A 25,932-nucleotide genomic window follows, 5' to 3' on the forward strand; every position below is an offset into this window, starting at 1 on the left:
GATCAGCTCGTCTTGCCCAGGGCCCGCTGCACCAGATCGGCAACGTCCATGGCGTCGATCAGTTCCACGTCGGCGGCGGCCGCCGACGGCTCCACTTCCGGCGCGTCCGCGTCCGTGTCGGCCTCGGCGAGGCCGAGGAGGGTGTCCAGCACCCCGGCTTCCTTGAACCGGGCGAACGGCACGGACGCCAGGACCTGCCTGAGCTCGTCCTCCCGCTCGTCCAGGCCGTCGTCGGTCTCCCGGAGGAGTTCGGAGCGCAGGTATCCGACCAGCGCTTCCGGGGTGGGGTAGTCGAAGATCAGCGTTGCGGGCAGGCGCAGTCCGGTGGCCGCGTTCAGGCTGTTGCGGAGGTTGACGGCGGCCAGCGAGTCGAAGCCGACCTCCTGGAACGCCTGCCGCGGGCCGATGCCCTCCGCGCCGCTGTGGCCGAGGACCGTCGAGGCGTGGCCGCGGACCAGCCGGAGCAGGATGCGGTCCTGCTCGGTGTCCGAGACCGCCCGCAGGGAGTCCGCGAGGGACGTGGCGGCGTCGCTGTTCTCGCCGTCGCCCTGCAGGGCCTGGAGGGCCTTCTTCGCCTCGGGCAGGTCGGCGAACAGGGGGCTGGTGCGGACCGAGGTGAACGCGGGGATGAACGCCCCCCAGTCCATGTCGGCCACCGCCACGAACTTCTCGTTGCCCTGGACCGCCTGCACCATCGCGGTGACCGCCAGCTGAGGGGCCACGGGAAGGACGCCACGGCGCCGGAGCTGGGCGAGGGCTGCCTCGTCCATGCCCACGCCGATCTGGTCGAGGGCTCCCCAGGCGATCGACGTCGCCCTCAGTCCACGGGCGCGGCGCCACTCGATCAGGGCGTCGAGGACGGCGTTGGCCGCTCCGGACGGACCCTGGCCGCCGCCGCCCCACACGCCCGCGATCGAGGAGAAGACGACGAACGCGTCGAGCGGGGTGTCCTCGAACAGCCCGTCCAGCCAGAGGGCGGTGTCCACCTTGGCCGCGAACACCCCGGCGAGGTCGGCGAGGTCGGTGTCGTCGACCGAACTGGTCTGCGTGACGTCGGCGGCGTGCACCACGGCCGTGACCGGCTGCTCCGCGGCCGCCTCGGAGACCAGCTGCGCCATCGCGTCCCGGTCGGAGTCCTCGCACGACTCCACCGTGGTGGTGACGCCCAGCCCGGCCAGTTCGGCCCGCAGGTCCGACACGCTCCCGTCGGGTGCCTGCGCGGTCGTGGTGACGATGAGCCGGTCGACGCCGGCCTGCGCGAGCCAGACCGCGACGTGCTTGCCCAGCCCCTCGGCGCCGCCGGTCACCAAGGCTGTGCCCCGGGGCTGCCAGCCGGCGTCGCCGGTGGACTCCGGGACGGGCTTTCGCACCAGGCGCCGGGTGTACACGCCCGACCGCCGGACCGCGAGCTGGTCCTCGTCGGCGGCCGAGTTCAGCACTCCGAGCAGATGCCGGGCCGTACGCGGGTCGCTCACGGCGGGCAGGTCGACCAGACCGCCCCACCGGTCGAGCCGTTCCAGCCCAGCGGCGCGGCCGAGGCCCCACAGCGACGCCTGCACCGGCGAGGTGAGCGTGTCGTGGATGCCGATGTTCACCGCGCCCCGGGTCAGGCACCACAGCGGCTGGGTGGCGTTGTTGTCCCCCAGGGCCTGGATCAGCGCGAGCGTGGACGCCGTGACCGCGGTCGGGTCCTGCAGGCCGCTGCCCGTCCGCTCGTCCAGGGCCAGCAGGGACAGCACGCCGGTCAGGTCGTGTGCGGCCAGGACGCCGGTCAGCAGCTCGGCGAGCCGTTCCCGCGTACGGTCGGGCTCCCCGATCTCCAGCAGGACGGTGCCGAGTCCGAGACCCGTCAGCTCGTCCAGGAGGGCGTCGGTCGCACTGCCGTCGGGACGTGCGGCCGGTACGACGACCAGCCAGCGGCCCCCGGGTACGCCGGCCGCTTCGCGTTCGAGCGGCTGCCAGGTGACGTGGTAGCGCAGCTTCTCGGCCGTCGACCTCTCGCGGCGCTTCCCCCGCCATTCCGCCAGTACGGGGACGACGGTGTCCAGGGCGCTGCGCTGGTCGGTCGACGCCATCTCCAGCAGCTCGCCGAGGGAGTCCAGATCGGCTCGTTCGACCGCGGCCCAGAAGTCGGAGTCGGCGCCTTCGGCCGTCTCGGCGGCGTCGGCGGCCGCCTCCGCCTCGTGGAGCCAGTAGTGCTGGTGCTCGAAGGCGTACGTCGGCAGGTCCACGCGTACGGACCCGGACCCGGCAGGCAGGACACCGGTCCAGTCCACGGCCACGCCGCGGACGAACAGTTCGGCCATCGAGGCCAGCAGCCGTCGCGGGCCCCCGTCCTCGCGGCGCAGCGAACCCGTCACCAGCGCATCGGTCCCGGTGTCGTCAGCGGTCTCGGTGATCGGCTGGACCAGCACCGGGTGGGCGCTGACCTCCACGAACACCCCGTGGCCCTGACCCATCAGCTCGGCCACGGCCGGGCCGAAGCCCACCTGGCCGCGCAGGTTGCGGTACCAGTACCCGCCGTCCAGGACGCCGGCGTCCGCCACCCAGCCGCCGGTCGCGGTGGAGTAGAACGGCACCTTCGGGGCCTGCGCGTCGATCCCGGCCAGGGCCTCGGCGAGCGTGTCGCGAACGTCCTCCACGTGCCGGGTGTGCGAGGCGTAGTCCACCGCGACCCGGCGCACCCGGACGCCCTGGCCCGACAGCGTCTCCAGCACCTCGTCCAGCGCCTCGGCGTCACCGGCGATGACCACGGAGGTCGGCCCGTTGACCGCCGCGACCTCGACCCGGTCCGCCCACGGCTCCAGCCGCGCCACGGCGTCGTCGGCGCTCAGCGCGACCGAGGCCATACCGCCGCGTCCGGCCAGCTCCTTCGCGATGACCTGGCTGCGCAACGCCACCACGCGGGCCGCGTCGTCCAGCGACAGGGCCCCCGCGACACAGGCTGCGGCGATCTCGCCCTGGGAGTGACCGAGCACGGCGCCCGGCTCCACTCCTGCGGAGCTCCACACGGCCGCCAGGCCCACCATCACGGCGAAGCTGGCCGGCTGCAACACGTCGACCCGCTCCATGAGCCCGGGCTCGGTCTCGCCCCGCAGCACCTCGATGAGCGACCAGTCGATCCACGGCTCCAGAGCGGCAGCACATTCCGCGATCCGCTCGGCGAAGACCGGCGAGGAGTCGAGCAACTCCCGGCCCATGCCCACCCACTGCGAGCCCTGGCCCGGGAACACCCACACGACCTTGCCCGGCTTGCCCGAACCGGCACTGCCGCATACCAGACCGGGGGCGCTCTCGCCCCGAGCCAGCGCCTGCAGTCCAGCGAGCGCCTCCTCGTCCGAGCCGGCCACCACGACCGCACGCTCGCCCAGCACCGCGCGGCCGGACAGCAGCGCCCCGGCCACTTCCGGCAGCGGCACACCGTCGGCGCCCTCGACGAACGCCGCCAGCCGCCCTGCCTGGCCGGCGAGCGAACCGGCACTGCGCGCGGACACCACCAACGGCACCACACCTGCGGAGGCCGGCGGCTCCTGCGGCTCCTGCGGCTCCTGCGCGGGCGCCTCCTCCAGGATCAGGTGCGCATTCGTCCCGCTGGCCCCGAACGAGGAGACCGCGGCCCGGCGCGGACGGCCGTTACGGGTCCACTCCCGGGCGTCGGTCAGCAGCTCCACCGCACCCGCGGACCAGTCCACCTGCGGGGTGGGTTCGTCCACATGGAGCGTGGCGGGCATGACGCCGTGCTGCATGGCCATGACCATCTTGATCACACCGGCCACGCCCGCGGCGGCCTGCGCATGGCCGATGTTCGACTTCAGCGAACCCAGCCACAGCGGCTGCTGCGGATCCCGGTCCCGCCCGTACGTCGCCAGCAGGGCCTGGGCCTCGATCGGGTCGCCCAGGGCCGTACCGGTCCCGTGGGCCTCGACGATGTCGACGTCCGCCGGAGTCAGTCCCGCCGTGTCCAGCGCCCTGCGGATCACCCGCTGCTGCGAGGGACCGTTCGGCGCGGTCAGGCCGTTGGACGCGCCGTCCTGGTTGACCGCGCTGCCGCGCAGTACCGCCAGCACCCGGTGGCCGCGCTCCTGCGCCACCGACAGCCGTTCCAGTACGACCACACCGACGCCCTCGGCCCAGCCGGTGCCGTCGGCCGCCGAAGAGAACGCCTTGCACCGCCCGTCGGCGGACAGGCCGCGCTGGCGCGAGAACTCCATGAAGGCGTCCGGACTGGCCATGACCGTCGCGCCGCCGGCGAGCGCCATCGAGCACTCGCCCTGCCGCAGCGACTGCGCCGCCAGGTGGATGGCCACCAGCGAGGACGAGCACGCCGTGTCCACCGTGACCGCAGGACCCTCGAAGCCGAACACGTACGACACGCGGCCCGAGGCCACGCTCGCCGCCGTGCCGGTCATGAGGTAGCCCTGGACGTCCTCGGGCACCTGGCGGAGCCGGGTCACGTAGTCGTGGTGGACGATTCCGGTGAAGACGCCGATGTCACTGCCCTTGGCGGAGTGCGGGTCGATGCCCGCCCGCTCCAGCGCCTCCCAGGAGGTCTCCAGCAGCAGCCGCTGCTGCGGGTCCATCGCCAGCGCCTCACGCGGGGAGATCCCGAAGAGCCCGGCGTCGAACTGCGCGGCCTCGTGGAGGAATCCGCCCGAGCGGGTGTAGCTCGTCCCCGGGTGGGCCGGGTCCGGGTGGTACAGCCCCTCGAGGTCCCAGCCGCGGTCGAGCGGGAAGCCGGACACCGCGTCCCGCTGCTCCATCACGAGCTTCCACAGCTCCTCGGGACTGTCCGCCCCGCCCGGCAGCCGGGTGCTCATGGCGACGATCGCGATCGGCTCGTCGGAGGCGGAGGGCGCCGCCGTGGCCGGGGCGGGCACCGCCGCCTGCTCGCCGAGCAGTTCGCCGCGCAGGTGGGCGGCGAGGAGGGTGAGCGTCGGGTAGTCGAAGACCAGCGTGCTGGGCAGGTCCACCCCGGTGAGGTCGCGCAGGCGGTTGCAGAGCTTGACCGCGCTGAGGGAGTCGAATCCGAGGCTCTTGAAGGACTGCTCCTCATCGAGCCCCTCCGACGTGCGGTGGCCGAGGACGAACGCGGTGCTCTGCCGGACCAGGTCCATCACCACGCGCTGCTGCTCCGCGGCCGGCAGTCCGGCCAGTCGGCCGGCGATCGCATCGCCGGCGCCTTCGCTGCGCGACACCACGCGCCGGGTGAGGGCGACGGAAGGCGTCTGTGCCTCGGCAGCGCCGGCGCCCGGTGCCTCCGTCGTGACCGGTACGCCGGCGCCCTCTGCGGGCGGGGCGGTCAGGGTCAGCGGGCCGAGGACCGCCACCGGTTCACCGGCCGGGTCCGCGAGCTCCAGCAGAGGGCGGCCGTCCGGTGCAGGTGTGATCCGCAGCCGCAGCGAGGCGGCGCCTTCCGCGTACACGGCCAGGCCGGCGCAGACGGACAGGTCCGCGGTGCCACGGGGGTCCAGGACGCTCAGTGCGGTGTCGAGGAGCACCGGGTGCAGAGTGAACTCGGCGGCCTCGTCGGCCAGTTCGGCCGGAAGGGCGATCTCGGCGAGGGTCTGCCCGTCCTGCTGCCACACGCGGTGCGCCCCCGGGAGGAGCGCGTCGCCGTCTGCCGGCAGCGGCCAGCCCCGCAGGTCGAACGTCGGCTGCGGCATTCCCGGGACCAGTACGGCGCGTGCATGGCACGTCCAGGGACCTTGCTCGGGGTCGAGGGGCCGGCCGTGGACGGCGACGCGGCGGCGCCCGTCGGGGCCCGGGCCGGCGACCGACACCCGCACCTGGGTGTGACCGTGCTCCGGCACCGTCAACGGCGCCTCGACGACGACCTCTTCGAGGCTTCCGCAGTCCACCTCGTTGCCGGCCCTGAGGATCATCTCCAGGAGCGCGGCGGCCGGAACCTTGAGGGCGCCGTCCGTCGCCGCCGCGCCGGGGAGCCGGCCGCGGCTGCGCGGCGACAGCCGCCCGGTCAGGACGACCCCGCTCCCGCCGTCGTCGCCCGGCATCTCGATGACGGTGCCGAGCAGCGGGTGCCCGGCGCCGGCGGTGCCGAGGGCTTCCGCGCCGCCCTTGGCGGTCTCGTCGGCTTCGACCCAGTACCGCTGGTGCTGGAAGGCGTACGTGGGCAGGTCGGCCCCGGCCTGCGTGGCGGGCCGGCCCAGAACGGCCTCCCAGTCCACGGCCACACCGCGTACGTGCAGTTCCGCGAGGGCCGTCAGGACGCCGGCGGGCTCCGCCCCGTCCTTGCGCAGGGTGGCGATGCAGCTCTGCTCCCGGTCGCCGAGCGAGCCGAGCGCCATCGCGGCGAGGATCCCTCCGGGGCCCAGTTCGAGGAACGTCGTCGCTCCGAGGTCGCTCAGCGCGATGACGGCGTCGCTGAACCGCACCGCGTTCCGCGCCTCGTCGACCCAGTACCCGGGGGTGCAGAGCTGCCCCTCCCGGACGGGTTCGCCGGTCAGTGTGGAGACGACGGGAAGCGTGCCCGGCCGGAACGACAGGCTCTCCAGGACCGTGCGGAACTCGTCGAGCACGGGCTCCATGAGCGGAGAGTGGAAGGCGTGGCTGACCGGCAGCCTGCGCGTCTTGTGGCCGCGGCCGGCCAGTTCGTCGGCGGCGGCGAGCACGGCGTCCTCGGCGCCGGAGAGCACCAGCGAGTCGGGGCTGTTCACCGCCGCGACGCAGACCACACCGCGGGCCCGGGCCAGCACGGGGGCGACGTCGGCCTCGGTCGCCTGGACGGCGACCATCGCGCCGCCCTCGGGCAGGGACTGCATCAACCGGCCGCGGGCGGCGATCAGCCGGCCCGCTTCGGCGAGCCCGAGGACTCCGGAGACGTGCGCGGCGGTGATCTCTCCGATCGAGTGGCCCGCGACGAGGTCCGGTCGCACCCCCCAGGACTCGAAGAGCCGGAACAGCGCGGTCTCCAGGGCGAACAGGGCGCCCTGTGTGTACATGGTCTGGTCGAGCAGTTCGCTGTCGGGCGAACCCGGCGCGGCGAACACCACGTCGCGCAGCGGGCGCGCCGCGTGCTCGTGCAGGTGCTCTTCCACGGCGGCGCAGGCGGCGGCGAAGGCCTCGCGGAAGACCGGGTAGGTCTGCGCGAGTTCGCGGCCCATGCCGGCCCACTGGCTGCCCTGCCCCGTGAAGAGGACGGCCAGTTTGCCCGTGGCCGGAGTGCCGGAGACGACGGCGTGGCTCACTTCGCCCCGCCCGAAGGCGCTCAGGTCGGCGGCGAGCCGTTCCCTGTCGGACGCCAGGACGACGGCCCGGTGGTCGAGCTGGGCACGCGTGGTGGCGAGCGCGTGGGCGGCATCGGTCAGGCGTACGTCGGGCCGCGCGTCGAAGAACCGGGCGAGCCGGTCGGCCTGGCCGCGCAGTCCGGCCGGCGTCCGCGCCGAGACGGGCACCGGTACCAGGACGCCGGTCGGCTCCGGTCCGGGCTCCGGCGCGGGAGCCGGCGGCTGGTCGGGCGCCTCCTCGATGACGACGTGCGCGTTGGTGCCGCCGATGCCGAAGGAGGACACGCCGGCTCGGCGGGGCCGGCCGCTGCGCGGCCAGTCGCGGGCCTCGGTCAGCAGTTCCACGGCGCCCGCGGACCAGTCGACGTGGGACGACGGACGGTCCACGTGCAGCGTCTTCGGGAGGACGCCGTGCCGCATGGCCATGACCATCTTGATCACGCCTGCGACGCCTGCCGCCCCCTGGGTGTGCCCGATGTTCGACTTCACGGACCCGAGCCACAGCGGCCGGTCGGCCTGCCGGTCCTGGCCGTAGGTCGCCAGGAGCGCGTCCGCCTCGATCGGGTCGCCGAGCGTCGTGCCCGTGCCGTGCGCCTCCACGGCGTCCACGTCCGAGGTGCCGAGACCGGCATGGGCGAGCGCCTTGCGGATCACCCGCTGCTGCGCCGGGCCGTTCGGGGCCGTCAGACCGTTCGAGGCGCCGTCCTGGTTCACCGCGGACCCGCGGACCACGGCCAGCACCTGGTGGCCCCGGCGACGGGCGTCCGACAGCCGCTCCACGAGCAGCAGCCCCGCGCCCTCGGACCAGCCGGTGCCGTCCGCACCGTCGGCGAAAGCCTTGCAGCGGCCGTCGGGAGCCAGTCCGCGCTGCCGGGAGAACTCGACGAAGGTCTCCACGGTGCCCATCACCATCACACCGCCGGCCAGCGCCATGGAGCACTCGCCCCGGTTCAGCGCCTGCGCCGCCAGGTGCAGCGCCACGAGGGAGGAGGAGCACGCCGTGTCGACCGTGAGGGCGGGGCCCTCGAAGCCGAAGTGGTAGGCGATGCGGCCGGAGGTGACGCTGCCCGAACCGCCGGTGAGGCGGAATCCCTCGACACCGGACGCCTGGTGCATCCGCACGCTGTAGTCGTGGCTGTTGACCCCGACGAAGACGCCGACGTCCTCCCCGGCCAGCGTGGTCGGGTCGATCGCGGCCCGCTCGAAGGCCTCCCATGACGTTTCGAGCAGCAGGCGCTGCTGCGGGTCCATCGCCAGCGCCTCGTTCGGCGAGATGCCGAAGAACGCGGCGTCGAAGCCTGCGGCGTCGTCGAGGAACGCGCCGTGGCGTACGTACGTGGTGCCGGCGTGGTCGGGATCGGCGTTGAAGACCCGCTCGGTGTCCCAGCCGCGGTCCCCGGGGAACTCGCTGACGACGTCGACGCCGTCGGCCACGACCCGCCAGAGGTCCTCCGGACTGTGCACGCCGGCCGGGAAGCGGCAGGCCATCGCCACGATCGCGATCGGTTCGTCGGTGGTCCCGGCGGGCGCCCCGGGCTCGGCCGGACGGTGCGGCGCACCGCCGAAGAGCTTGGCGCGCAGGCGCTCGGCGAGCGCCGTCGGCTTCGGATAGTCGAAGATCATCGCCGGGGAGAGGGTCAGCCCGGTCGCCATCGCGAGCCGGTTGCGCAGCTCCACCGCGGTCAGCGAGTCGAATCCGGCCTCCTTGAAGGTCCGGGTCGCGTGGACGGCATCGGCAGTGGTGTGCCCGAGCACCTCGGCGGCATGCCGCCGGACCAGTTCGAGCAGGGCCTCGGTCTGCTCGGCATCGCCCAGACCCGCGAGGCGCTCCCTCAGCGACTCGGGCCCCGACGGAGCGGCGGCCCGGGCCGCCGGTCGCGGCGACGGGGCCAGCCCCCGCAGCAGCGGCGGGACCGGAGCCTCGGCCGCGGCCGCCCGCAGGGCGGACACGTCGAACTTCGCCGCCACCAGCGTGTCGGCGGTGCCCGCGCCGGCGCCCAGGGCGGCGTCGAGCAGGGCCATTCCCTCGCTCGCGGAGAGCCCGCTCATGCCGATGCGCCGGTTGCGGCGCAGGTCTGCGGCGCCCAGGTGCTCGGTCATGCCGCTGACCGTCGCCCAGTAGCCCCAGGCAAGGGAGACGGCCGGCAGACCGAGGCCGCGGCGCCGGTGCGCCAGTGCGTCCAGGTAGGCGTTGGCCGCGGCGTAGTTGGCCTGCCCGGGGTTGCCCAGCACGCCCGCCGCCGAGGAGAACAGCACGAACGCGGCGAGGTCCAGGTCCCGGGTGAGCTCGTGCAGGTGGAGCGCCGCGTCCGCCTTGGGCCGCAGCACGGTGTCGACGCGGTCCGGGGTCAGCTCGGTGAGCACCCCGTCGTCCAGGACGCCGGCCGAGTGCACGACGGCGGTGAGCGGGTGCTCGGCCGGTATCGCCCGCAGGAGGGCCTCGAGCTGGGCCCGGTCCGCCGTGTCGCAGGCGGCGATGGTGACGGACGCGCCCAGCGCGGTCAGCTCGTCGTGGAGCTCCGGGGCATGGCCCCGGCGGCCGGCCAGGACCAGATGACGGATGCCGTACGCGGTGACCAGGTGCCGTGCGGTCATCGCACCCAGCGTCCCGGTGCCGCCGGTGATCAGTACGGTGCCCTCGGTGTCGAGCGGCCGCGGGTGCCGTCCGGCTCCGGCCGGCGACCCGTCCTGCGAGAGGGGCACGCGGACCAGCCGGGGCACCTGCGCCACGCCCTCCCGCAGCCTCAGCTGCGGTTCGCCGCTCAGTACGACGGCCGCCAGAGCGGACCGGGAGGCGTCGTCGAGGTCCGCGAGGACGATCCGGTCCGGATGCTCCGACTGCGCCGAGCGGACCAGACCCCACACCGCGGCCGCGGCCGGTTCGGCGCAGTCCCCGGTGACCACGGCCAGCCGGGTTTCCGCCAGGGCGGGTTCCGCGAGCCAGGCCTGGAGTACGGCCAGCGCCGCGTTGACCGAGGCGCGGGGGTCGGCCGCCGCGCTCACGGCCTTGGCCTCGTACAGCAGGACGTCGGGGACCGACGCGGCCGACCGGGCCGAGGCGGCGACGTCCTCGCCGGTCGCGACGGTCAGGATGCCGAGGGCGCGGTCCTGGGCGGGAAGCGCACATTCCGTCCACTCGACGCGGAACAGGGCGTCGTGCGGCAACGCGCCGGCGATCCCCGCCTGTTCGGGGGGGAACGGAGTCCCGCGCACCGCCCCGACGGTCATGACGGGCTGCCCCGTGGGGTCGGTCAGCTGCAGACCGGTCCCCTCCGCCGACGTCCCGCCCGGACGCACCTGCAGTTCGGCGGCGCCGGAAGCCAGCAGGGACACCCCGGTCCACACGGACGGGAGCATGCCTTCGGGGACGACCGTACGGACGGCGGCGTCCAGCAGCGCGGGGTGCACCCCGTACCGGCCCGCGTCGCGGAGAGCGGCGCCGTCCAGGGCGACTTCGGTGACGGGTCCGTCGCTCGCGGGGGTCGCGGTGGCGCCGGCGGGGGCCAGCGCGCCGTGCGCGTGCCGCGTCCACTGCGCGTCCAGCGGGGCGTCCGCGGCGCGGGAGAAGATCTCCACCGGCCGCCGTCCCGCCTCGTCGGGCTCGCCGACGATCACCTGGATGCTGCGGCTGCCCCGGTGCGGCAGCACGACCGGCGCATCGACGGTCAGTACGTCCAGTACGGGGGTGCCGGCCAGGTCGCCGAGCCGGATGGACAGCTCGACCAGGGCGGCGTTCGGTACCACGACGGCATCGGACACCTGGTGGTCCACGAGCCAGGGCTGCGACCGGAGCGACCAGCTCGACGTGGCCATGAGGCCGGCCGAGTTCGGCATGCCCACGACCGCGCCGAGCAGCGGGTGACCGCCCCCGGCGAGTCCCAGCGAGGCGGCGTCGGTCGCCGAAGCGGCCGTCCGGAGCCAGTAGTGCTGGTGGTCGAAGGCGTACGTCGGCAGGTCGATGCGGGCGGACGCCGCCCGGGCGGGAAGAACCGCGGCCCAGTCCAGCGCGACGCCGCGGACGAACAGCTCGGCCATCGAGGCGAACAGCCGTCGCAGACCGCCGTCTTCGCGGCGCAGCGAGCCGGTCACCACCACGTCGGTGCCGATGTCGGCCGTATCGATGGCCTCGGTGATCGGCTGGACCAGCACCGGGTGGGCACTGACCTCGACGAACACCCCGTGGCCCTGGGTGAGCAGATCGGCCACGGCCGGACCGAAGCCCACCTGACCCCGAAGGTTGCGGTACCAGTACGCACCGTCCAGGACGTCGGCGTCCTCCACCCACGTGCCGGTCACCGTGGAATAGAAGGGCACCTTCGGCGCCTGCGCGTCGATCCCGGCCAGCGTTTCGGCCAGCGTGTCGCGGATGGCCTCCACGTGCCGGGTGTGCGAGGCGTAGTCCACCGCGACCCGGCGCACCCGGATGCCCGCGTCGGACAGCGCTTCGAGGGCCTCGTCCAGCGCCTCGGCATCACCGGCAATGACCACGGAGGTCGGCCCGTTGACCGCGGCGACCTCGACACGGTCCGCCCACGGCTCAAGCCGTACGAGCGCCTCGTCCGCGCTCAGCGCGACCGAGGCCATACCGCCCAGCCCGGCCAGCTCCTCGGCAATCGCCTGGCTGCGGAGCGCCACCACGCGCGCCGCGTCCTCCAGCGACAGCGCGCCTGCCACGCACGCGGCGGCGATCTCGCCCTGCGAGTGGCCGAGCACGACGTCCGGCTCCAGGCCCACCGACGACCACACGGCGGCCAGAGCGACCATCACCGCGAAGCTCGCCGGCTGCAGTACGTCGACCCGGTCCAGGAACTCGGGCTCGGTCTCGCCGCGCAGCACCTCGGTCAGCGACCAGTCCACCCACGGCTCGAGTGCGGCAGTGCACTCGGCGATCCGCTCGGCGAACACCGGCGAGGAGTCGAGGAGTTCACGGCCCATGCCCACCCACTGCGCGCCCTGGCCCGGGAACACCCACACGACCTTGCCCGGCGTACCCGAACCGGCCACCACACCGGGCGCGCTCTCACCGCGCGCCAGCGCCTGCAGACCGGCCAGCGCCTCATCGTGCGAACCCGCGACCACCACCGCGCGGTCGCCGTGCACCGCACGACCCGAGGCCAGCGCCCCGGCCACCTCCGCCAGCGACACCTCACCGGCGCCCTCGACGAACGACGCCAGCCGCCCGGCCTGGCCCGCGAGCGAGGCGGCGCTCCGCGCCGACACCACCAACGGCACCACACCCGCAGCCGCAGCCGGCAGCGGCTCCTCCTGCGCCTCGTCCGCGGGCGCCTCTTCCAGGATCAGGTGCGCATTCGTCCCGCTGACGCCGAACGAGGACACACCGGCCCGGCGCGGCCGGCCGCTGCGCGGCCACTCCCGGGCCTCGGTCAGCAGCTCCACCGCACCCGAGGACCAGTCCACCTGGGGGGTGGGTGCGTCCACGTGCAGGGTGGCCGGCATGACCCCGTGGCGCAGCGCCTGCACCATCTTGATCACACCGGCCACACCGGCAGCCGCCTGCGTGTGACCGATGTTCGACTTCAGCGAGCCCAGCCACAGCGGCTGTTCCGCGTCACGGCCCTGGCCGTACGTGGCCAGCAGGGCCTGCGCCTCGATCGGGTCGCCCAGGGCCGTACCGGTCCCGTGGGCCTCCACCACGTCCACGTCCGCCGAGACCAGCCCGGCGCCGGCCAGGGCCTTGCGGATCACCCGCTGCTGCGAGAGCCCGTTCGGCGCGGTCAGACCGTTCGACGCGCCGTCCTGGTTGACCGCGCTGCCGCGCAGTACCGCCAGCACCCGGTGGCCGCGCTCACGCGCCACCGACAGCCGCTCCAGCACCACCACACCGACGCCCTCGGCCCAGCCCGTGCCGTCGGCCGCCGAGGCGAACGCCTTGCACCGGCCGTCGGCGGCCAGGGCCCGCTGCCGGGAGAACTCCACGAAGTGGTCGGGCGTCGCCATGACCGACACACCGCCGGCGAGCGCCATCGAGCACTCGCCCTGCCGCAGCGCCTGCGCCGCCAGGTGCATCGCCACCAGGGACGAGGAACAGGCCGTGTCCACCGTGACCGCAGGACCCTCGAGGCCGAGCACGTACGACACGCGGCCCGAGGCCACGCTCGTCGCCGAACCCGTGGTCGCGAAGCCTTCCATCTCCGGTGCCACCGCGGCGGCGCCGGTCCCGTACCCCTGGCCGAACAGCCCGGAGAACACCCCGACGTCGCTGCCCTTCAGCGCGACGGGGTCGATGCCCGCCCGCTCCAGCGCCTCCCACGAGGTCTCCAGCAGCAGCCGCTGCTGCGGGTCCATCGCCAGCGCCTCACGCGGCGAGATCCCGAAGAACCCCGCGTCGAAGAGCCCCGCCTCGTGCAGGAACCCGCCCTGGTCCGTGTACGAGGTACCCGTGCGGCCGGGGTCCGGGTCGAAGAGGCCGTCCAGGTCCCAGCCCCGGTCCTCGGGGAAGGCGGACAGGGCGTCCCGGCCTTCGGACACCAGGCGCCACAGGTCCTCCGGCCCCGCCACGCCACCCGGCAGACGGCACGCCATCCCCACGATCGCGAGCGGTTGATCGGGGTCGGCCGCCATGACCGCCTCGCTCACCGGCCCGGTGATCCCGAGGACCTCGGCCCGTATGCAGCCCGCCAGCGCGACCGGAGTGGGGTGGTCGAAGACGACGGTGGTGGGCAGCGCCAGCCCGGTGCTCTCCACCAGCCGGTTGCGCAGGGCGACGATGGCCATCGAGGTGAAGCCCAGGTCGCGGAAAGCCCGGTCGGACGGGATGGAATCCGGACCCGGCTGCTGCAGCACGACGGCGGCCTGCGTACGGACCAGGTCTTCGAGCAGCGCCAGCTGCGCGCGTTCCTCCAGACCGGACAGCCGGTCCCGCAGGGCTGCCACGACGGTCGCGTCGGGCCGGCTGCCCACCGGCGCGTCGTGGTGTCCGATCGCCTCGTACCGCAGCCGGCTCGGCTGATCGGCCAGCATGCGGCGCTTGATCTTGCCCGATGCGGTCCGGGGGATGGCGTCGACCTCGTGGACCTGCTCCGGCACCTTGTAGGCGGAGAGCTGCTCGCGGCACCGGTCGATCAGCGTCGCGGCGTCGAAGCCGGCGGGGCCGGGGACCACGTACGCGACCGGGACCTCCCCGAGCGTCTCGTGCGGTACGCCGGCCACCGCCGCGTCGGCGACACCCTCGACGGTGCGCAGGACCGCCTCGATCTCCTCGGGGTGGATGTTCTCCCCGCCGCGGATGACGAGTTCCTTGATCCGGCCGCAGATGCTGAAGTAGCCGGCCTCGTCCCGCCGGGCCAGGTCTCCGGTCCGGTACCAGCCGTCCTGCATCGCCGCGGCGGTCGCCTCAGGGCTGTTGTGGTAGCCGACCATGACGTTCGGTCCGCTGACCCACACCTCCCCCTCCTGCCCGACGGGGACGTCGAGCCCGGTGTCTGGGTTGACGATGCGGACGCCGACGCCCGGCACGGGCAGGCCGCAGGAGCCGTCGACCCGGGCGCCGTCCGGCGGGTTGATGGTGATGGCCCCGCACGTCTCGGTGCTGCCGTAGGCGTCGACCAGCGGGACCCCGAAGATCTCCTCGAAGTCGCGGCGCAGCCGGGATCCGGTGACCGCTCCGCCGACGAGCCCGATCCGCAGGCCGGGTGCGGAGAAACCATTCTCCTGGGCGGCCCTCACCAGGTGGTGGTACGTGGTGGGAACCCCGGCCAGGAACGTCGAGTCGTCCTCGTGCAGGGCCCCGATCACGTCCTCCGCGGAACTGCCGTCCATGATCCGGGCCGTGGCGCCGACCACGGTGACGGACAGGACGCACGCGATGTGCGAGAGGCTGTGGAACAGCGGGAGCGGCCAGAGCACCCGGTCCTGGTCCGTCAGTCCCGGAATCGGCACGTAGCAAGAGGCCACGGACCACAGGCAGTTGCGCTGCGTCGACAGGACGCCCTTGGGCCGGCCGGTCGTCCCGGAGGTGTAGAACATCCAGGCCACTTCGTCGAGGCCGAGGTCGTCCCGGGCGGGCACGGCCGGCTCGCGGACGGCGAGTGCGTCGTACGAGTGGGCTCCGGCCCCCGCCGGGACGTCGCCGGTCACCAGCAGCGTGATCCCGGGCGCCACGGCCGACGAGCGCCGCAGCCTCTGCGCCTGCACGGAATCGGTGATGACCACCGTGGCCCCGCTGTCGGCCAGCAGGTACTCCAGCTCGGCCAGGGCCGAGGCCGGGTTGAGCGGCACCCCGACGCCGGCGACCCGGACGACGGCGAGGTAACTCTCCACGGTGGCCACCGAGTTGCCGAGGCAGATGGCCACCCGGTCCCCGCGCCGGACGCCCAGGCCCGCCAGGTGTCCGGCGAGCCGGCGCGTCCGCGCCTCCAGATCGGCGTAGGTGACCGCTCGGCGGTCGTCCGCGAAGGCCACCTTGCGGGGGAAACGGGTCGCGTTCTCAAGGAGTGCGACGGGAAGTGGCTTGATGAGTTCGGTGCGCACTGCGCCGCAATTCCTTTCAGAGAAAAGAGCTACCAGGAGACAGGCAGGCTCTTCAACGCGAAGACGGAACCCTTGGGTCGAAGCGGCACCTCGTCAAAACCGACGGCCAGCCGGAGGTCCGGGAATTCCCGGAGGAGAGCGGACAGGCCGGCTCGCAGGACGACGCGTGCGAGGTTTTGCCCGAGGCACTGGTGGACGCCGTATCCGAACGACATGTGGCCTGCGGTGTCGCGCTCGATGTCGAGCTGCGCGGGGCATCCGAATTTGGCCGGGTCACGGTTGGCGGCGGGCAGGGACACCGTCACGGTGTCGCCCTTCTTGACCACTTCACCGCTCAGTTCGACATCCTCCAGCGCCGTGCGGAAGATCTCGTACTGGTTGATGGTGAGGTAGCGCAGGAGCTCCTCCACCGCGCCGTCGAGTTTCGCCGGGTCCGCGCGGAGCGCCGCCAGCTGGTCCTCGTGGTGCAGCAGCGCGAAGACGCTGACGGCCAGCGCGGGCGCCGTGGTCCCGAAGCCCGCGAACAGCAGCAGGGCGACCATGTTGCACAGTTCTTCGTCGGTCAGTCCGCCCTCGGCGACGAGCCGGCTGAGGATGTCGTCCTCCGGCTGCTTCCGCTTCCGCTCGATGAGCTCGGCGAAGAAGGTGAGCGCCTGCTCGTAGACGGGCCCGACGTCCTCCATCTTGGAGTCCGGGTCGTGCATGACGGTCGGCGCGTTCGCGTAGCGGTCACGTTCGTCGTAGGGCAGGCCGATCACCTCGGACAACACCCTCAGGGCCAGCGGGTCGGCGAAGTCCTCCACCACGTCCGCAGCCGACCCGCGCTCGCGCATCGCGGCGATCTGCCCGGCGACCATTTCCTCGACGCGCGACGTCATCTGGCTCGCCCGGCGGCCGGTGAACTCACCCGTCAGCAGCCGCCGGTACCGGGTGTGGTCGGGCGGGTCCATGTAGATGAACATCCCGGGGATCTCGGGAGAGTTCGGCGTCAGCTCTCCCCAGTGCGTCGTCGGGAAGTGACAGAACTCCATGCTGTGGCTGAACCGCGGGTCGCTGAGGACCTTGCGCGCCAACTCGTGGCTGGTGGCGATCCAGCCGACGTGGCCGTCGGGGTAGACCATTCTCGCGAGGGGGCGCTCTTCACGCAGCGAATCAAATATCGCAGGAGGATCGAACTGGTGGGTCCGCGCCCAATGCTCCTCGAAGGAAATTGCGTCGCTCATGAAATCCTTCTCACTCGAGATGGTGTCCAATTCGGGAAATCGTGCCCCAAGGCGGTCCGCGAATCGTCGCAGGAAAGCATTCTTATGATCTCCCACATCACAGTAGACGAGCCCTGACGGGCCGACATCCCTCAGCCTGGTAGGGCCCGGACGGCAACTCGGCGGCTCTTCACCTGCTGCTTGGAATACTCCTCCGAAAGGCCTCCCGAAAGCGAGCAGCGACCCCGGAAATGCAGCGCATGCCGACCCGGCCTCGAGCGCCGTGCTACCAGGGCCCAGGCGCGGCTGACTAACTTCCGCTCCGAGAGCTGGAGTACGCAGCCGACACGCCTTCGGCCGTCGGGTGCTCCCTTCCCCAGTTCACCGCGGGTCGGCCGCCCAGCAGGCCGCATCTCCGACCGAAAGGACAGCCATGCTCACGGCAGACCCAGACGCCGCATCGGCCACCAGCAGTTCACCGCAACGCCGGGCCCCGCTGCCCTCGCTCACCGGCCTCAGATTCGTGGCCGCCATGCTCGTGTTCCTCACCCACAGCACGATGCTCCACAACGTCCTGAGCCCGATGCAGCCAATCAACTTCTTCGGCGATCCCGACATCGCGAAGTCCCTGGCCGACTTCTGCGAGAAGGCCGGCGCCATCGGGGTGTCGTTCTTCTTCGTGCTCAGCGGCTTCGTCCTGACGTGGTCGGCCACGCCGGGAGACCGGGTCACGAGCTTCTGGCGGCGTCGCGCGCTGAAGATCTACCCGAACCACATCGTGACCTGGGTGCTGGCGATGGTGCTGTTCACCGCGGCCACCCCGATGCACGCCTGGCTGCCGAACCTCTTCATGGTGCACACGTTCACACCGCAGCCGGAGGTCTTCGGGAGCCTCAACCCCGTGGCCTGGTCGCTCTGTGCGGAGCTGCTCTTCTACGCGCTGTTCCCGCTGCTCATCATCCCCGTGCGCCGGATCGCGGAGCGGAGGCTGTGGCTGTGGGCGGGCGGCATGGTCGCCGGCGTGATCGGCGTGGCTGCAGTGACGAAGTACGTCCGGGGCGGCCTCGACCTCGGGTACGAACTGACGCTCAACCAGTTCTGGTTCTCCTACTCGTTCCCGCCGCCGCGCCTGTTCGAGTTCGTGCTGGGCATGATCCTGGCCCGGATCGTCGCCGCGAACCTGTGGCCGCGCATCGGCCTGCTGACTTCGGCGACCCTCTTCGCCGGCGGGTACTGGCTCGCCAACAACGTTCCGGCCCCGTACTTCTTCAGCGCCTGCACGATCGTTCCGGTGGCCATGATCATCTGCGCCGGGGCCTCGAGGGATCTCCGGGGCGCCGGAGGCTGGCTCACCAGCCCGACCATGGTGCGGCTGGGCGAGATCTCCTTCGCCTTCTACATCCTTCAGGGCGTGGTGATCTTCTGGGGCCGCTCCGAGCTGCTGGGAGGCCGTACCTTCGACTTCGTCCCGGCTGTCGGACTTCAGATCGCCCTGCTCCTGGCGAACCTGCTGGCCGCCTGGCTGCTGTACAGCCTGGTCGAGCAGCCGGTCATGCGCCGCTGGAGCCGCAGCAAGAAGGAGAAGCAGGCCGGCGAGCAGCGGGTCTCGCAGGACGCGCGCGAGAAGACGACGCAGAGCAGGCCCCTGGTCTCGGATTCCGTGCTGGTCCGCGAAGCCGGCTGAAGACCCTGAAAGACCCCGGACACACAGACCGCCGCCTCGGGAAGGCGCCAGCCCCTGGCTGGTTCGCTTCCCGGGGCGGCGGCGGGTTTCCGTCAGGGCCGTACGGCCGGATCGACGGGCCGGCCGCTGTGCGCCGATGCGTAGGCGGCTTGGACGATCCGCAGCGTACGCACCCCTGCTGCGCCGTCCGGCCCGGCTCCCCGTCCCGTGCCGACGGCGGCGACGAACGCGTCGAGCATGGCCGCGTACGCGTCGGACCCGCCGGGTTCCCACCGTTCACCGCCGGCGGCGGAGTCGAATCCGCCGAGCAGCCGCGGGCGGGAATTGAACTCCAGGCTCCCCTGGTCGCCGATGAAGGTCATCCTGGGTCCGTCCGCTGCCGCCCGGTCCGCCGACACGCTCCGACTGCAGTCGATGGCCGCGACCGTCCCGCTCGGATAGCGAACGGTGACGAGCGCCGCGCTCTCTGCGCCCGGCTCTGCGCCGAGGACGCTGTTCGTCTGCGCGTACACCTGCTCCGCCGGCTCTCCGCCGAGCACCGCGTCCACCATGTCGAGCAGGTCCGCCGCGTTGGCGGCCAGTGCCCCGCCCCCGGCCGGTTCCCGATCCGCCCGCCCGGGGTGCGACGGGGTCGGCGCCGGGCCGTTGTACACACCGTGAAGGGTCGTCAGCCGGCCGATGGCGTCACCGGCGGCGATCTCCTTGCGTACGGCGTCGAACGCCGGACTGAAGCACGCAGGGGAGTCGAGAGTCAGCCGTACACCCGCGTCCTCACAGGCCCGCACCATGGCCAGGGCATCCGCTTCGTCGGTCGCCATCGGCTGGGCGCACAGCACGTGAGCCCCGATCCCGGCCGCCCGCTCGACCAGTTCCCGACGGCGGGCGGTCCCGCTCGTGACCACCACGGCCTCGGGGCGCAGCGCGAAGACCTCGTCCCAGCCGCCCGCGTACGACGCGCCGAGCTGCCGGGCCACGGCCTCGCCGCGCGCCGGGTCGTCGGGCGGACCGTCAGGGTCCGCGATGATCAGGTCGACACCGGGCATGGCGTGCAGCAGCCGGGCGTACGTGGCGGCGCGCTCGTGGGCGAACGACAACACTGCGACCTTCATGCGGCCCCCTTCACGGGCAGTTCCACGGCACGTCCCGTCCACGCGGACTCGGCCGCCGCCTGGGTGATGCGGACGGCGGCCAGCGCGTCGCGAGGCCCCAGGCGCGGCTCGGGGCCGCCCCTGAGCGCCTGGGCGAACTCGCGGATCTCGGAGGAGAACGGCGTCTCGCCGAAGTGCGCGAAGTTCCCGGCCTTGGGGCCGTATCCCTGGATCTCCTGGGGCCACTCGGAGTCGTACTGCACCGTCCCGCCCGTACCCGAGACGTGGTACGTGACCCGAACGGGCGGCTGCGGCGCCGCCGTCCACCGGCTCACGATCTGGCTGAGCGCGCCACTGGCGTGGGTGAGGACGACGGTTCCGACCGCGACGGCCCCCTGAGGTGCCGGTGCGGCGATCTCCCCCTGGTACTGGGCGTACACCCGCACGACGTCCCCGAAGATCCAATAGGCGATGTCGACGCCGTGCATCATCTGGTCGGTCAGAATCCCGCCCGACTGCGCGGACGCGTGGCCGGTCCAGGGCCGCGGGTGGTAGGCGGCCACGGTGAACCGGGCGACCGCGCCGGCGCCCAGGCGGCCTGCCGCCACCAGGTCGTGCAGCCGGGCGTACGCCGAAACGAAACGTATGTCGTGGGCAGGGTAGAGCCGCACGCCGGCCTGCTCCGCCGCGTCGACGATCTCCTCGGCCTCTGCCGTGCTGGCCGCCAGCGGCTTCTCGCACACCACGTCCACCCCTGCGGCGATGGCGGCCATGGCTATGGCGTGGTGACTGCCCGTCGGGGCGCAGATGTCCACGGCATCCGCGCCGTCCAGCGCCGCTTCCAGGGATCCGACGGCCTTGACGCCGAATTCACGTGCCAAGTCCGCGGCCCGGTCGTCCGTGGAGTAGATGCGAACGGACGCTCCGGCATCGACCCACGCTTCCAGATGTATACGCGCTATCAGTCCTGCGCCGATCAGCGCTACGTCCAGCTGTTGCACGGCATCCCCAGCCCTTCTTCCGTGTTGTCCTCACAGGCGGGCGCGACCAGGGGAGCGGTGCTCTGCGGCCGGGCTCCGGCCGGCTCGTACGCCTCCTGGCACGCCTCCTGGCACGTCTCCTCGAAGACGGGCTTCCGACCGCGAAGCGCGGTCCTTCGGATGGAGTGCCGATGCGGACGGCCCACGGGAGAGTCACTCCCGGCCCGGCTGCCGCCGCCCTGCGCGTCCGAGGTCTGACCAGTCTCGCCCGAACCGATCGGCGGGGGCATCACCAGCGTGGGTAGTCTCGGCCGCTGCCGTCCCCGCGCACGAGGCATCGCCGAGCCGGCGCAGCGGCTCCGGCTCGGCGTCGTCCCCGCCGGCCCGCCGGGTCAGCTCACCGTCTCCGACACGGTGATGGCGCGCACGGGGCAGGCCTGGGCCGCCTCCCGCACCAGTGGGCCGTGAGCGCCGTCGCCGCCCGTCAGGAGGGTGCTGAACCCGTCGTCGTCCTGGGTGAACACGTCCGGAGCGAGCAGGGCGCACTGGCCCGCGCCGATGCAGACGTCCTTCTCGATGTCGATGTGCACGTCCGTCGCCCCTCTCACCAGGTCACGGGGAGTTCGACCATCCCCTGGACGGTGTGACCCAGCTTGAAGGGGATCTCCTCGGCCGGAGCGGCCAGGCGCAGCGTGGGCAGACGGTCGAAGAGGGTGCCCAGAGCGATCTCCAGCTGGGCGCGGGCAAGGTTCTGGCCGAGGCACTGGTGGATGCCGAAGCCGAAGCCGATGTGGTGGCGGGACGGACGGTGCCAGTCGAGGGTGTCCGGCTCGGGGTAGACGCTCTCGTCGCGGTTGACCACGGAGGCCGCGAAGACCACGCCGTCGCCCGCCCGGATCGTGGTCCCGGCCACCTCGATGTCCTCGACCGCCACGCGCAGCACCGTGTCCGCGATCGACAGCACGCGCATCAGCTCCTCCACCGCGGCGGGCAGCAGCGTGGAGTCCCCGCGCAACTCGGCCAGCTGCTCCGGGTGTTGGAGCAGGGTGAAGACACCGAGCGAGATCATGTTGGCGACCGTGTCGTGGCCGGCGCCCAGCAGGACGTGCGCCAGGGCGATCAGGCCCTCGCGGTCGAAGGAGCCCTCCGCCTCCTGGCGCTGCACGAGGTCGTCGAGCAGGCCGGTGCCGGGTTCCTTGCGCTTGCGGTCGATCAGCTCGCCGAAGTACGCCTCGAGCTGGTTGAGGGCGTCCATCACGTCGGCCGCCTCAGGACCGCGCACCAGCCGCAGCGACTGCGTCTCGAAGAAGTCGTGGTCGGCGTAGGGCACTCCGAGCACGGCGCACATCACCATGGAGGGCACGGGCAGCGCGAAGGCGCTCACCAGTTCCGCGGTCGGCCCCTGCGCGATCATCGCTTCGATCCGCTCGTCCACGATCTCCTGGATCCGCGGGCGCAGGGCGACGGCGCGCGGGAGCGTGAACTCACCGATGATGGCCCGTCGTTGGGTCCGGTGCTCGGGGTCGTCGACGCCGAACAGCGGGAACTTTCGGTCGCCCATGTCGACGAAGTACGGCGTGAGGAAGGGGAAGCCGGGGCGGCTGGGGTCGGACGACAGGCGCTGGTCGGCCAGCAGTTCGCGGGCGACGGAGTGCCCGGTGACCGCCCAGACCTCACGGCCGTCGAAGAGGGTGATCCGCGACAGGGGGCGGGTCGCACGCAGCTGGTCGTAGGCGGCAGGGGGCCGGTAGGGGCAGGTCCGGTCCTGGGGGAAGGCGAGGGGTGCGTTCGTGTCCGTCATCGAAGACCTCGTAAATGAAGGGTGCATCTTGCAGATATTCATTAGATGACAGGGGTCTGCGGAACGGCATGAAGTTCGAGTGAGGTTGGAGCTCGCCTGAAGCCTCCCTGCCGCGGCGGAGCCCGTCCCCTCGGCGAGCACAGCGCGGGCCTTGACTGCGTCACGGACCGGTCACAGCGCCCACACGGCCGCCCGAACCCCGCCAACATGGCGCGATGCGCACAGACCGCACCATCACCCTGCTCGCTGCCGCGAGCGTCCTCGCCCTCACCGCGTGCGACCCGCAGGCCGCCGACAGCGGGAAGCCCGCGACGACCGGCACCCCGGCCACCACCCCGGCGGCGTCCGGCCCCGCCCCCTCCGCCAAGACGGCCACCCTGCCCGACCTCGTCGGCAAAGGCCTCCAGACGGCCCAGGACGAAGCGCAGCGGGCCGGCTTCTTCGTCCTCACGTCGCACGACGCCCTCGGCCGCGAGCGGCTCCAAGCTCTCGACCGGCACTGGAAGGTGTGCAGCCAGACCCCGAGGCCGGGCGCGGGCCTCGACACCAAGACCACTGTGGACTTCGGCGCGGTCAAGCTCGAAGAGGCCTGCCCCGCCACGGACGCGCCCGCCCCGAAGCCCGCGGGCGACGTCATGCCGAACTTCGTCGGCCAGGGGATGAAGGCCGTCCGTTCCGCGCTCCCGGGCAATGCGAGCATCACCGTGAAGGACGCGGTGCAGAGCCGCATGGTCCTCCAGGAATCGAACTGGAAGGTCTGCACGCAGGACCCGAAGGCCGGCGCCGCGCTCGCCGGCCGGCCCTTGACCTTCACCGTCGCCAAGACCGAAGAGTCCTGCCCCTAGGCCGTGTCCTTCGGATCAGGGCGGGCCGTCAGGCGTGGTTGACGGGGAGGACGTCCGGGGAGAGGGCGCCCGCGTGGGCTGCCGCCGAGGTCATGCGGCGGCGGTGGTGGCGGCGGCAGAGGACCTCGTACCCGATCTCCTCCGCCGGGCGGTTGACGTCGCCGACCACGACCTGGGCGCCCTCGACCACCATCTGCCCGCCCACCGTACGGGCGTTGTGCGTGGCGCGGGCGCCGCACCAGCACAGGGCCTCCACCTGGAGCTGTTCGAGGCGGTCCGCGAGCTCGATCAGCCGCTGCGAGCCCGGGAACAGCTTCGTCCGGAAGTCGGTGGTGATACCGAAGGCGAAGACGTCCAGGCCGAGGTCGTCGACGATGCGGGCGAGCTGGTCGATCTGCTCGGGGGCCAGGAACTGGGCCTCGTCCACGATCACGTAGTCGGCCTTGCCGCCCTGGGAGAGCTGCGCGACCAGGTACGCGTACAGGTCCATGCCCTCCGGCGCCTCGACCGCCTCGGTCACCAGACCCAGGCGCGAGGACAGCTTGCCCTCGCCCGCCCGGTCGTCCCGGGTGAAGATGACGCCCTGCAGACCCCGCGCGTCGCGGTTGTGGGCGATCTGGAGAGCCAGAGTGCTCTTTCCGCAGTCCATCGTTCCGGAGAAGAACACCAGCTCGGGCATGGGAAGTACGGGACCTTTCGGGTCGTGGGCGGCAGCCGGAGGGCGGAGGAAGGGGCGGTCGGTCAGGTGCGGATCTCGAGCAGCGGGACGAGCTGCTCGGCGGCGGTCATGGAGCCGTGCATGCCGACGAGGGCGGACTCGTTGGGCTCCTTGCGCGAGGCGGTGATGGCCACATCGGCCTGGGCGGCCGCGACCACGTCGCCGATGCGGCCGAGCACGCGCTCGTCGCACTCCCCCGGCGCGCCGAACCAGCCCATTTCCAGGGCCTCTTCTCGGCTCGCGACCCAGAACCGGTCGCCCAGCACCTCGCGCCACACCGTCAGGACGTCGGCCTCGGCGCCCGGTACGGCGTACACGTGCCGGGCTCGGCCCTCGCCGCCGAGCAGGGCGACGCCCGCGCCGAGCTCCCAGTCCTCGTCGAAGTCGATCCGGGAGTCCTCGTCGAAGGGGACGTCCACCATGCCGTGATCGGCGGTCACGTACAGCGCGGTACGCGGCGGGAGTTGCTCGGCGAGCCGCTGCACCAGCCGGTCGACGTACATCAGCTGGCCGCGCCATGCGTCGGAGTTCACGCCGTGCCGGTGTCCGGCCCCGTCGAGCTCGCTGAAGTACGTGTACACCAGCGAGCGGTCGCCGGCCGCGAGGCGCTCGGCCGCGAGGTCCATCCGCTCCTCGCCGGTCATCCGGCCGAGGAAGGTGCCGCCGCTGAGCGCGATCTTGGTGAGCGGGGTGGTCTGGAACGCGGGCGAGGACACCTGCGCCGTGGCCACCCCGGCCTTGTCCGCCTGCTGGAAGACCGTCGGGTACGGCTGCCAGGGCTTCGGCGGGGTCCACGGGTGCCAGCGGAGCTGGTTCATCAGCTCGCCGCTGGCCGGGTTGCGCACGGCGTAGCCGGGCAGGCCGTGCCGCGCGGGCGGCAGGCCGGTGCCGACGGAGGCCAGCGAGGTGGCGGTGGTCGCCGGGAAGCCCGCCGTTATCGGGCGGCCGGTGCCGCCGCGCGAGCTGCCGAGGAGGGAGGTCAGGTACGGGGCCTCGTCCGGGTGGGCCTTGATCTGCTCCCAGCCCATGCCGTCGACCAGGAACACGCAGTTGCGGTCGGCCGGCGTCAGCTCGGCGATGGCGGCGGTGTACCCGGGAACGCCCTGGCCGGCCACGAGGGTCGGCAGCAGGTCGGCGAGCGAGCCGGTGCCGTACTCCGGGACGGGGGCGCCGGCGAGGTCCAGCAGCTCCGGCTCGTCCCAGTTCGACGGTGCGGAGTAGGCCATCAGCGGGCGGAGGCGGAGGTGGCCGCGGTGGCTTCGCTGAGCGCCTGCGCGAAGACGAGCGTCTGGCGGACCGCCTCCGGGCCGTCGCCGGCCTCGCTGACGCGCAGGCTGAGGTCGTCGGCGGTGGAGTTGCCGGTGTAGCCGTGGTCGGAGTCGCAGTTCGGGTCGCCGCATGCGGCGGGCTCCAGGTCGATCCGCGAGACCGCGCCCCAGCCGATGGTCAGGACGACCTCGCGGGGCAGGGTGCCGGGGGTGTACGACTCGGGGTTGGCGACGACGCGGCTGAGCACCACGGAGGAGATCGCGCCGATCTTGACCGACTCGGTGGACGTGGTCGCGTACGGCGACGGGGACCCGGCGTCGGCGGCCTGCTCGTCGGTGTGGCTCACGATGAAGCGGTTGCCGGTCAGGACCAGGACGGTGACGTGCCGGCGCACCTCGTTGGAGTCGAAGGTCGTCTCCTGGTGGACCAGGTACGACGAGATCGGCTCGCCGCCCACCGCGGCCTCCACGGCCTCGGCCACGAGGGCCGGGTAGTAGCCGCTGCGCTCGATCGCCGTGCGCAGCCCCTGGGTCGTCGTACCGGATTTCGCCATGGGGTCCATCCTAAGGCCCGAACGGGGCACCCCGGGCGCCTGAGGTCCGGACGACGGG

General features: G+C 72.7%; 11 protein-coding genes. 2 read left to right on the forward strand and 9 right to left on the reverse strand.

Annotated elements, in window-relative coordinates; translation table 11 throughout:
• Positions 1-2: 2 nt before the first annotated feature.
• Positions 3-15,734 carry a type I polyketide synthase gene (locus AB5J51_RS12115; protein WP_369777702.1) on the reverse strand — a complete coding sequence of 5,244 codons (15,732 nt, stop codon included), beginning with the start codon at positions 15,732-15,734 and terminating at the stop codon, positions 3-5.
• A 29-nt stretch (positions 15,735-15,763) separates the two neighbouring features.
• Complete coding sequence (locus tag AB5J51_RS12120) at positions 15,764-16,957, reverse strand: cytochrome P450 (protein WP_369777703.1); 1,194 nt, start codon at positions 16,955-16,957, stop codon at positions 15,764-15,766.
• Positions 16,958-17,369: 412 nt separating this feature from the next.
• Between AB5J51_RS12120 and AB5J51_RS12125 the strand changes: the two genes are divergently transcribed.
• Positions 17,370-18,620, forward strand: a complete 1,251-nt coding sequence (locus AB5J51_RS12125; RefSeq protein WP_369777704.1) for an acyltransferase family protein — start codon at positions 17,370-17,372, stop codon at positions 18,618-18,620.
• A 92-nt stretch (positions 18,621-18,712) separates the two neighbouring features.
• On the opposite strand, the gene AB5J51_RS12130 is transcribed toward AB5J51_RS12125, so the two are convergent.
• The 4 genes from AB5J51_RS12130 to AB5J51_RS12145 form a co-directional block, all read right to left on the reverse strand.
• Positions 18,713-19,729 (reverse strand): Gfo/Idh/MocA family protein, encoded by a 1,017-nt coding sequence (locus AB5J51_RS12130; protein ID WP_369777705.1) that lies wholly within the window; start codon positions 19,727-19,729, stop codon positions 18,713-18,715.
• Positions 19,726-20,709, reverse strand: coding sequence for a Gfo/Idh/MocA family protein (locus AB5J51_RS12135; protein WP_369777706.1), 984 nt, complete (start codon positions 20,707-20,709; stop codon positions 19,726-19,728). Before AB5J51_RS12135 ends, AB5J51_RS12130 begins: the two co-directional genes overlap by 4 nt.
• Positions 20,710-21,080: 371 nt before the next feature.
• A complete protein-coding gene (locus tag AB5J51_RS12140) occupies positions 21,081-21,278 on the reverse strand; it encodes a ferredoxin (RefSeq protein ID WP_369777707.1) in 198 nt (65 codons plus the stop codon).
• A gap of 14 nt (positions 21,279-21,292) precedes the next feature.
• Complete coding sequence (locus tag AB5J51_RS12145; protein WP_369777708.1) at positions 21,293-22,489, reverse strand: cytochrome P450; 1,197 nt, start codon at positions 22,487-22,489, stop codon at positions 21,293-21,295.
• Between the two features lie 215 nt (positions 22,490-22,704).
• Here AB5J51_RS12145 and AB5J51_RS12150 point away from each other — a divergent pair, with 215 nt between their 5' ends.
• Positions 22,705-23,334, forward strand: coding sequence for a hypothetical protein (locus tag AB5J51_RS12150; protein WP_369777709.1), 630 nt, complete (start codon positions 22,705-22,707; stop codon positions 23,332-23,334).
• 28 nt (positions 23,335-23,362) lie between these two features.
• Here the strand turns inward: AB5J51_RS12150 and AB5J51_RS12155 are convergent, their stop codons facing one another.
• The 3 genes from AB5J51_RS12155 to AB5J51_RS12165 form a co-directional block, all read right to left on the reverse strand.
• On the reverse strand, positions 23,363-24,013 hold the full coding sequence (locus AB5J51_RS12155; protein WP_053787741.1) for a thymidine kinase: 651 nt from the start codon (positions 24,011-24,013) through the stop codon (positions 23,363-23,365).
• 62 nt (positions 24,014-24,075) lie between these two features.
• The gene (locus AB5J51_RS12160; protein ID WP_369777710.1) at positions 24,076-25,278 is read right to left on the reverse strand and encodes an alkaline phosphatase family protein; all 1,203 of its coding nucleotides are present in this window, start codon (positions 25,276-25,278) and stop codon (positions 24,076-24,078) included.
• Complete coding sequence (locus AB5J51_RS12165; RefSeq protein ID WP_030301465.1) at positions 25,278-25,874, reverse strand: DUF5998 family protein; 597 nt, start codon at positions 25,872-25,874, stop codon at positions 25,278-25,280. The genes AB5J51_RS12160 and AB5J51_RS12165 overlap by 1 nt, the downstream gene beginning before the upstream one ends.
• Positions 25,875-25,932 lie beyond the last annotated feature (58 nt).

Origin of the sequence: Streptomyces sp. R33 (assembly GCF_041200175.1) — a bacterium.
GTDB lineage: Bacteria > Actinomycetota > Actinomycetes > Streptomycetales > Streptomycetaceae > Streptomyces > Streptomyces katrae_B.

Coding starts and splice junctions, on each gene's coding strand:
- AB5J51_RS12120 (WP_369777703.1), bottom strand. CDS start 16,957: ATGAGCGACGCAATTTCCTTCGAGGAGCATTGGGCGCGGACCCACCAG.
- AB5J51_RS12125 (WP_369777704.1), top strand. CDS start 17,370: ATGCTCACGGCAGACCCAGACGCCGCATCGGCCACCAGCAGTTCACCG.
- AB5J51_RS12130 (WP_369777705.1), bottom strand. CDS start 19,729: ATGAAGGTCGCAGTGTTGTCGTTCGCCCACGAGCGCGCCGCCACGTAC.
- AB5J51_RS12145 (WP_369777708.1), bottom strand. CDS start 22,489: ATGACGGACACGAACGCACCCCTCGCCTTCCCCCAGGACCGGACCTGC.
- AB5J51_RS12150 (WP_369777709.1), top strand. CDS start 22,705: ATGCGCACAGACCGCACCATCACCCTGCTCGCTGCCGCGAGCGTCCTC.
- AB5J51_RS12155 (WP_053787741.1), bottom strand. CDS start 24,013: ATGCCCGAGCTGGTGTTCTTCTCCGGAACGATGGACTGCGGAAAGAGC.
- AB5J51_RS12160 (WP_369777710.1), bottom strand. CDS start 25,278: ATGGCCTACTCCGCACCGTCGAACTGGGACGAGCCGGAGCTGCTGGAC.
- AB5J51_RS12165 (WP_030301465.1), bottom strand. CDS start 25,874: ATGGCGAAATCCGGTACGACGACCCAGGGGCTGCGCACGGCGATCGAG.